Source organism: Deltaproteobacteria bacterium (genome assembly GCA_020845775.1).
Classification (GTDB): domain Bacteria; phylum Bdellovibrionota_C; class UBA2361; order SZUA-149; family JADLFC01; genus JADLFC01.
The window spans coordinates 1-9727 of record JADLFC010000146.1 but is presented as its reverse complement, the minus strand read 5'-3'; the positions used below and the strand labels follow the sequence as shown (position 1 = coordinate 9727).

Here is a 9727-nt window from a genome sequence, read left to right as displayed (position 1 = left end):
TTGATTGAAGTGAGAGAGAATATATTGTTTTTGATTTACTGGTTCGAAACTCATCAAATGGCTATATGTACCTTTAAAAAGCAGTGGGTTCTCTTCAAGCGTATATTCACTGTCTATTACTCTTTCGCCAAGATATTTAGCAAAATCTTTTCTGCGATCTTTGATTTCGTCATTGCTGCCCATAACCATGCCACCATACAGGTAGACATAAGGGTAAACGTCAGCTACTGTAGTTGCAACATCTCGGCACCCCGTCGAATTAACAAATATAATCCCATTGGGAAGCAGGTGATTTTTGAGTAATAGGAAAAAATCACGAGACAAAACATTGGTTGCATTGTTTCTCCAGTGAATTGCGGTATTCATAGAGATTAAATCAAACTGTTCATTTGGATGGCGCATCAGCCAGCGCCGGCCATCGTCTATGTTAATTGTAATTTTTCTGTTCTTTAGCAGACCTTTGAGAACTGGTTGTTGCTCTATCAGTTCTAGGTATCCAGGATTGATCTCTATTGAAGTCAACTTTTCAACTCTGGGATCTTCTACAAAGACTTGTGCCCAGGAGCCGATAGATAGGCCTATTTCCAGTACTCTTTTTGGAGATGGGTGTATCATTGATATTAGGTAAGCCCGCTCTATGCCGTTAACATTTCGATCATCTCGGAGGGAAGTGTTGGTAGTGCCATCGAATATACCTGACCCATAAACTACCCCATTTGAGTTGATGGAAATGATTCCATGGCGATTCTCTACATGTTGTACTATTTGTGGGCTGTTGCCAAAAGATTCCTTATACAGCAATTTAGTAAATAGATTTGAATAGAGTGGGGTAATGCTCATCGGTACCGCTATGCAACTCGAGAGACCTATGCATAGCAATGATTTGCGAACCTCTCTAAAATGAACTGCGTAATAGCAGCAGAGACCTAGAATAATACCAGTGATTGATATAATTGCGGAAACTGCGGAAAACGAGAAAGTGTCTAGCAAAAAGAACCCGGTTAGAATAGTTCCTATCGTTGAGCCCAAAATATTGCTTACGTATAGATAAGATACGCGTAGTCCGACCCCTGGCGTGGATTCAATACTCACATGTGAGAGTATAGGGAAAATGGCTCCCAAGAATCCCGCTAACGGAATTATTAGAATCAAACCAAGATAACTAAATAGTCTTGTCAAGGTGGTAAGATGGGCAATTATCGGTAAGCAAATATAAGCAGAGATATTCACGAGAACTATCAGATCGCCAAGCGCAGCAATATTTTCGGTACGTGATCTCTGAAAGAGATTCTTTACTCGTCTGGCTCCCAGAGCGATACCTACTAGGTACATTCCCAGAAGCAGCCCAAATATTGCTGGTGCGGAGCCCGTCGCAAACGAAAAGAAACGCATCCAGAGGATCTCATAAGAAAGGGCTATAAATCCCCCGATTCCCGAAAATAGAACTGCCGTTCCAAATGGCATAGTCAATAACCTATTACGTGTTTCTAACAGTCTTAGCGTTGTGCGCAATGAGCATTACAGAAAGCGCAATAATATAGTTGAACGCGACGGCTAAATATATGGTGCCTTGTAGAGCAAACAGTTGATAAAAAAGAATTACAACAAGTATGCTAGCAATTCCGGAGCCCAACGTGTTGCAGTAGTACAAATTTGAAACATTCTCCCCAGTTCGCCGATCAAATTGCTGAAGCAGTTCAACCAGCACGGGCAAAGTTGCTCCCATTAGGGCGGTCGGTAATACGAGCAAAGAAAAACTGTACAAGATTAGCAAAGGGAAAGAGCAAAAAATGGTTTCCTCTGCAAACCACTGAAATATATTCAAGCTAAAAAAGCCAAAAGTTCCAATTCCCGCTTCGCATAATGCAAACACTAGCGCCAACGACTTAACAAATCTTTTACTGGCAATTCCTCCAGCTATGGAGCCGATGCCAAGTCCGAATATGAAAACACTTACGATAACTGTTACTGATTCTATATTAACCCCATATATTCTCATCAAGGCTCTCTGCCATGATACTTGATAGATAAGGGCCGAAAATCCGCTCAGAAAAAAAAGGATGGTTATCTGGTGTTTGAACTCTTTCATTTGTCTAAACGTTTTCATGGAAATACGCTAACGAAACTCGAAATGGCCAGGTAGCGAACAGTCTTTCTATACACCACGCAGGAATAGTGGCACAATGGCGAAAGTATATTGGCGAGGTGAAGCTTGGACTGTATATCGGGGTTGAATCTTCACATTAGCGAATACTACCCAAGGTCAATCTGAAGCTTTGGCTCGCCGAGCAACACCTGAGCCCTATTATTTTCTGTTTGCCGATCTGAATTATTATTATCTTCTCCGGTATAATAATAAAAAGACACTTTCAATTTTTTTACACCGTCAAGAGACAACTCTATATTTTCTATTTGTTCGCATCGCGATAGTACCACAGAGAAAAATGGCTCATTGTCCTTCTCAAACGACACCGTCCATTCAAGTGTGTCTTCGGGACAATGGCCAAATTCCGCCCCGACGGACATCCTTAATAGCCTTACTCGGGTCTCCGACAAGTCAAACTCAACTGAATTAAATGCTTCTATAGAAAAACCATCTGCAAATACCTTCGTTGTTCCCAAAAGCTTGCCGCTATGCCCGGGTAGGACTACCCGAACACCGGTTCCTGTTTTAGCAGATCTTGGCACATCCTGAAGTGATATTTCTCTTTGGGCCTTATCCTTATCGCCACCTGAACTGCTATAGTACTGTTGCTGAAACATAGCCCACTGTTTAACCAACAGATTGTAGTTGTTTGTACGGGTGAGGAAGTTCCCGGCCATATTTCTATGTTCAAGTGGGTCGCTAGACAGATCGAATAACTGCTCAAAACCGGATTCCGCATGGTAAATGTACTTCCATTGGCCCTCTACAAGAGCAAGCATTTTACCTGGTGGCCAGGATAAATAAACTATTCTGTCGTATTGATTGATTGGCTTGGTTAAATCTCGTCCTTGATGGCGAAATTTCTCATTAACCCCGAGTAAACCAAGCGTTGTTGGAATCAAATCTACTTGCTGAAAAATCGTAGGTACTCTAATCTCCTTTTTAAATAATCTCGGAGCTACTACCATCATTGGAATTCGAGCGACATCTTCGTATAAGGAGTTGGAATGGGCAAAATCATTTCCAACTTTTCCGACTCCCTCTCCATGATCGCCCATCGCTATAAGCACTGTGTTTTCCCATAACCCTTTACTGCGCAATCCCTGAACAAGCTTTCCTAATAAGTAATCCTGATAATAGAGTTGATTCTGAAAGGAGTCTTCATACGACTTAACCTGTCCACCGAATTTTTGAAACTGCTCCTCTAGCTCCACTCCGGGAATGTGAGCTGGAACAGGCCATACCGTAAGAAAAAACGGTCGCGATTGATTAGCCGCCCAGTCAATTGAATACTGAATCATCTCATCCTCACTTTTCAATAACCGCTTTTGAGCAGCTGGATGATCTAACGCCGAGTAGTGCAATTCATCTACATCATTGGCCAAAAATAAGGGGGATAATCCCATAAAATCAAAATTCCATCTTGAAACTAGAGCGGTAGTATATCCCCGTCCTTTTAATATGCGCTGCAGTGAGTCACACTTAAGCCCTGAAACCTTTGAAGCAGCAAACCATGAACTCGGATGTGGATAATATGAGCAAAACAAGCTGAGAGCCGCATTAGCACTATTGCTCGTATGAGCATAAGCACGCTCGAAGAATAAGGCCTTTTGCCTAAGTGTCTCAAAATTAGGTGTGGAAGGATACGTTCCTCCATATGCCGAAAGATGTCGTGCCCCAGCTGTCTCCATAACAAATAAAACAACATTGGGCCTTGTCTCTCCCGAGAAGGTAGGAATCTCGACAGGTTCGTGCATATTAGTTCTAGAGTCGCTGGTATCGACGGCTAACTTAGGTACAACTGAGAAATCGTAATCCTGAGAAAATCTTTCCCGGTTAAAATGAAAGACCGAATTAATTGCAGCAACAAGAGCGTGTTTATCCAGGTTGAATGTCCAGCTTCTGACATGGCCTGGCAATAAGGAGGCTGTGACTAGCAGCAAGATACACATAATCCATAATGCCGCTCTCTTAGAGTAAAGAAACCAGGAAACAAATCCACTTACCTCGGGCAAACGTGCCTCTAGATAGAAGAAAAAAATAAAGCTTGCTATAAACTCAGCAAGGAGCACGAGTTGATCCTGTATAGTTAGGTAATCCATCCGCGTAACATCTGCAGCTATAAATACTTCCAGTGTTAAGTGGTCCCCCATACGCAGGAAATAGTGTGCACTCGCAACTACGTACCAACAAGCAAGACATATTAGTATCCTGGCTATGTACAAAACAGTCGCCCGTAGTTTATGTGGTAAAGTGACTGGACTCAATCCGATTAAATCAACTAGAATGCGCGCCCCGAAGTATAACTGCAGATCCACTAAGAAAATCCAAATAAAGTCGCCAACTTTCATATTTGAGAGAATCTCAGATCCGTAAGAGGCAAACTGAATCAAAAATGCAACTTTTGCGGCGATACTTATTAGAGCAAGAGATGCTAATCCGCGATGTATTTGATTAGACATTGATGTTACCTACTTTAGTGCGCGCAGAGACAAAGTTTGAAATGGGGTAAGGCCATTTTTCGAGATAGGGCTAGTTGCTCCCGCTACCTTCCACGCTAATAGGCAAGCTAAGGGGAGCCAGAAGAAGTAGTGGTAATAAGCCTCCGCGCAGAACAGAAGGATAGTATTGGGGAGTAGGAGGAAAGAGGTAATGCATAGGACTACTGTGATAAAATATCGATTTCTCAGTTTGCTCTTATAGGTGGCGCAAAGTGTTGATATTGGAATCATTACCAAGCAGGATTGATCGAAGAGCCAGCCATAGGGTGAGGTAAATAGCGACAGGCTTAGGAGTGGGGGCATGAAGGATGCCCATTGGATTTTGGGGCGCTCTCGCAGTAGATAGACATAGAGAGCTAGCAGAGAAGTGCAAGGGATAACGGATGTTACAAATACGGCATCGCGGAAGCTATCTATATAGTTTGGCAACATGGCTATTAGAATGCCTGATAATGTGGAGCTTTTAAAGTGGACCGGAGGTGTTTTCAAGCTTTCCACCCAGAATCCTAGGGCAGCGTTTGATTGTAGGAATGTTAACGCAAGTAAGGCTGCAAAGCCGATTAGAAACGATGCTACGATGCTAAATTTCTTGTGAACTATTATCCACCAGCCTAGAGCAAGAAGGAAAAGGTAGGGGAGGTGGGGTTTTATGGTGAGTAGGATTAAAGAGAGGCCTACTAGGGTGTTTTTTTTCTTTTCTAGTCCCCATAAAATGAGGGCTAGACCAAAGGTTATTAGAATGCTTGATTGGCCAATTTGGGCGGTGTTGAAAAGAGGATAGAAGGTTAGTCCACCGAGAAAGGCCGAAAAAAGACTTTCCTTTTTTCCGGAAACGGCGTGCCAAATTAGGAGTATGGAAAGAGCTGTGAGGACAATGTTGGTGAGGAGCCATACCTTTGTCGCTAGGGGAAAGTCGAGGTTTAGTAGGGGCGACATTAAAGTTAAGAGCCATGGGGGATTGTACATCATTAGGGCGCTATCGCGCGAAAAGCCCAAATCGCGTTGGATTTCAAGCATGGCTTCTTTATCGTAGGGGTCTTGGTTGTGAGAGTAGAGTTGGTAGGCTGACCAGTATTCCGAAAAATCGTTTGCGCCAAAGGATCTATCGTTAGCTCCCCCGATTGCAGCAAGGTTTAGCGCAGTAACTATGGTAAGTAGCAGGACAGTCTTAACGGTAAAAGTTAGAAATTGGTGATCTAAACTGATTTTCACATCGCGCATGAATCTATTTTTCCTAACTGTCTTGCGATAGTGCTTTCTTAAATATTTCTCGTAACCCACTCTGCCAGGGGAGAATCGGAATGTCTTCAATTACATATTTCTCCGGGGTCTGGCAGAGGCAAAAAAGATTAGCGCCTTTATTGTCGGAGGCAAAGGCAAAAAGTCCACTTAGGTTCTTGGCAGAAACATTTGGCTTGGATTTTATTTCGATGGCAAAGGGCTTTTTCCTTGCACCGCGGTTTAGTATTAAATCGACCTCCTGATTTGTATTGGTGCGCCAATATTGGAGCGAAAAGTTTGCCTCAAAGTAGTCGTTAAGGCGAAAGGCTTCTTGAATGACAAGGGACTCAAAAAGTTTTCCATAGCGAAAGCTACTTTGCTTTAAAGGTGACTTTAGCTCGCCCTGAAAGGCGTTTATGACGCCGCAATCGAAGAAATAAAATTTAGGTGCCTGTAATAGCTGTTTGCGCAAAGAATGCGACCAGCCATTTAATCTGAAGGCAATGAGAGTGTCCTCCAAAATTGAGAAGTATTCTTGTGTAGTTTTTACCGCTACCCCGGCCTCTTTGGCGAGGTTGGAAAAATTGATTGGCTCAGCGTTCATTTGCGCCGCTACGTCTAAAAAACGAACAAAGTTATCTACCTTGCGGACCAAAGACTCCTGCATGATTTCTTCGCGCAAGTAAACATCGACATATGCCTGTAATGTCCTTTCGGGTGCAGTGTCTTCCAAATAGATAGCAGGAAGAGTTCCGTAGCGCAGGGCTTTTTCTAGTTCAATATCAATTTCTAAACTACAAAGCGGATGAAGACTTAGCTTCCAGGCACGCCCTGCTAGCAAATTGGCTCTCCCGCGTTTTAGTTTTCTCGCGCTCGAACCGGTTAGCAAAAATTGCACTCGACGCTTATGCGATTCGATAAGGTTATGCACTTCATCGAGGAGAGCGGGAAGTTTTTGCACCTCATCGATTAAGACAGTGAGAACTCCTTTCGTGGGGATTTTGCTTTCAATCTCGCGGCGAAAGAGACTTGGATCGGTGAGGTAGCGGCGATAGATGTCTAAGTGTAAAAGGTTAATGTTATACGAGTGTTTTCTCGTGCTTAGGTACTGCGTGGAAAGAACTGATTTCCCCGTCCCTCGTGGACCCAAGAGAAAAGCCGATTGATGCTCGCCCAAAAGTTTTTCTAGGTTTACGACTCGCTTTACCATAGTGCAAATTTATATTATAAATTTTAAGTATAGTAAAGCAAGAAAACGTAGAAAGTTTTGGGACACTAAGGAGTATGTGCCGAAAAACTCAAGAAACAAACACCTTTTTTACCGATACATGGGTAATGGTAAGGGGAATGTTTCCGAACCAATAGACGCGAAGTTGTGCTCGGGCAGGTTTTTCAACTTCGCAGCCGAGAAAGAAATCTTTGGGTGTGGTTTTGCTTAGTTCCCCTAGTGTAACGATTCTTTGGCAGTGTCCGAATTCTAGGCGAACGGCGTAGCGCTCAGGGGTTAAAGTGCTTGATATCTCTGCTTCAGGGGGAAGCATGATTGAAAAGTTTGCCTCGTAGTATCCTGGGAGCAGTTTAGGGCGAAGACCATACATGAGGAAGCCGCGCATGTGTTTTTGAGGTGTAGCGTATAGGGCATCATCCCGCTTTCTTATGGATGAACGACCCCCAGTTAGATGTCCGGCCTTCGTAAGATTAAAAGAGAATGGCTTGCTAAAATCAAAAGGAGGGATTTCGTAGACGTCAAGTAAGGAGACCCCGTGAACTTTGTGCGAGAATATGGGTACGGTAGTTATTACTTGTTGCCAGGTTGCGTTTTTATATAAATGCCTAAACTCTCGAAACAGGATTAGATAATCAGCACTAAGGCTATCGTCTGGTGGCTCAATAGATAAGCGCTGTTTGTCCGCAGATTGTAGTCTGCTGTACGCATATTTTGTTATTTGAAGGTCGCCTCCAGCAGTGACGGCAACTTTATCGCCATTCCAGGCTTTGGCATTTTGTTCTAGAAATCTCAAGGCTTGACTTACTCCGGATGCAGGAAAACTGTGTAAGCGTTTAAGCGCGGCCGGCAAGCCACCGCTGATGGCATTAAAGTAGAGGAAATAATCGGGCGACCATTTTAAATCTCTAATGCCTTGAAAGGATACTAGAAGCACACAATACATTGGCAGTAATTTGAAGTGAATTCGGTGGAACAAAAATTTGTGAAGTCTATCTAGCTTTAGTAGCGACGCGGCAAATAAACTGCATAAGCCATAAGCAGAAATTAAGTAAACGCATGGGATTACGGGCATTATGTACCTAAACGCTTGCTTTTGCGATATAGCTAATACTGATGTCCAGCTTAGAGTTAGTAGCAATTGAAAAATATAAAACGCTAAGCGCTCGCGCTTTCTCCTGCTGCAAAAACTCCTGCATAAGCCTATTAGAAAGCCTAGCCCCAAAAAAAATCCAATTACCGTGAGGGATGGGATTTCGCTAAGTAAAAGCGAGAAGTAGCCGTGCGTTGGCGGCTCCCAGACCTCCCCATAAGCGCTATGTTTTTCACCGGAAAGGCCAAACACCCACGTCCAAAAGCGAGCTAAATTTTCAAATACTTGTGGCACTAATGAGAGTAGCAATAAAAATATAGAGATGAGAAAAATGAGCGGTGCACTTGCTCGACATAACGATGAGCTGATGTCTCGTTTCTGCCAGCTAACAATTGCGCTAAGGAGGATTATAACCGCAATGGCAAATATCGCGGCAAAGTTATGCTGAAGAGCGATTCCTAGAGAGTACAGAAAATCTGCTAGGCTGCTACGAATGTGTAGGCGCAGGCGATAGTCGCTATTGTGATGCCAAAGCCTGGTGTAGCCTAGAGCTAGAACCAAATGTCCAATAGCAATAAAGGCTAGATCTGAAAAACTAAAAAGGGAAACTTCGCCGTAGCGCTTTTTATGGCGCAAAAGGTAATTTCTCAGGGGCTTGTAGAATGCCAGTCCTATTAGCAATGTTACAGCGGTTGGCTTAGTAAGAATAGATAATCCCCAAAAGAAGCCTGCGGCAATTTTTTTTGCCGTGCTCTTTTCTATAACAGCCGCGATAAACAAAAAAATCGTAGCCATGACGAATATGGTTAACATGGAGTCCAAATGCGCCATGCGAGAGAGGCCAATGTGATGTGGGTCAAGGCTCATAAGAAAAGATGCCAAGGCGGCTGGAGCTAGACCTATAAATCGGTAACTTCCAAGCAAGATAAGTGGGCCAATTAGGGACGAAATAATTGCATTGCTGAGGCGAGAAGCCATTAGACTATCTATATAATAGGGATCGAAAGGTTTTAGGTTGAAAGTTTCGTTAAAACGAGAGGCTAGCATTTGAGCAGAACCCATGGCGACAGCAGGAAGTACTCCTGGATGCGTTAGATGGGTCGTGAGGTCAGTAAAGTTACGAGACTTTAGTCTAGTAACGAATTCTTTGCTCCTTAATTCCCAGTGAAGCTCGTCGGGCTGAATAGTGGCGGACTCTATATCGCTTAGACGAAATGCGAGCGCTAAAAAAAAGCAGCAAACAGATAGCAATAAGACGCGTTTAGAAGAATATTGAGTCATTTCACAGAACAGTTTGGAATTTTATTGCCATGAAAATTCTCTATTCGCTACAGAAATTTCATGGATTTTACTAACTATTTGATTTAACTACATAGATGCTTAGCGACAAGGTGAAAACTGCAAGCTAGAAGCCACTATACCGTTTCCAAAAAGTAAGTTAAATATTTTACTTTTTGGAAACGGTATTTGTTGTTTATTGGCAAGTGCTTACGCACTTGCTGTTTATACCATTTACAAAAATCCTTTTTGTAAATGGTATA

General features: G+C 43.0%; 6 protein-coding genes. All 6 read right to left on the bottom strand.

The window, feature by feature from the left end; genetic code table 11:
• Window positions 1-1464 (bottom strand): hypothetical protein (locus IT291_09760; GenBank protein MCC6221511.1); only part of this gene is annotated, 1464 nt, incomplete at its 3' end.
• Window positions 1465-1477: 13 nt separating this feature from the next.
• On the bottom strand, window positions 1478-1999 hold the full coding sequence (locus tag IT291_09755) for a hypothetical protein (protein ID MCC6221510.1): 522 nt from the start codon (window positions 1997-1999) through the stop codon (window positions 1478-1480).
• A gap of 254 nt (window positions 2000-2253) precedes the next feature.
• A complete protein-coding gene (locus IT291_09750) occupies window positions 2254-4608 on the bottom strand; it encodes a sulfatase-like hydrolase/transferase (protein MCC6221509.1) in 2355 nt (784 codons plus the stop codon).
• 9 nt (window positions 4609-4617) lie between these two features.
• Entirely contained in the window at window positions 4618-5868 is a 1251-nt protein-coding gene (locus IT291_09745; protein ID MCC6221508.1) for a DUF2029 domain-containing protein, read from the bottom strand.
• A 13-nt stretch (window positions 5869-5881) separates the two neighbouring features.
• Window positions 5882-7078 carry an ATP-binding protein gene (locus tag IT291_09740; protein MCC6221507.1) on the bottom strand — a complete coding sequence of 399 codons (1197 nt, stop codon included), beginning with the start codon at window positions 7076-7078 and terminating at the stop codon, window positions 5882-5884.
• 88 nt (window positions 7079-7166) lie between these two features.
• A complete protein-coding gene (locus IT291_09735; protein ID MCC6221506.1) occupies window positions 7167-9467 on the bottom strand; it encodes a phospholipid carrier-dependent glycosyltransferase in 2301 nt (766 codons plus the stop codon).
• Window positions 9468-9727 lie beyond the last annotated feature (260 nt).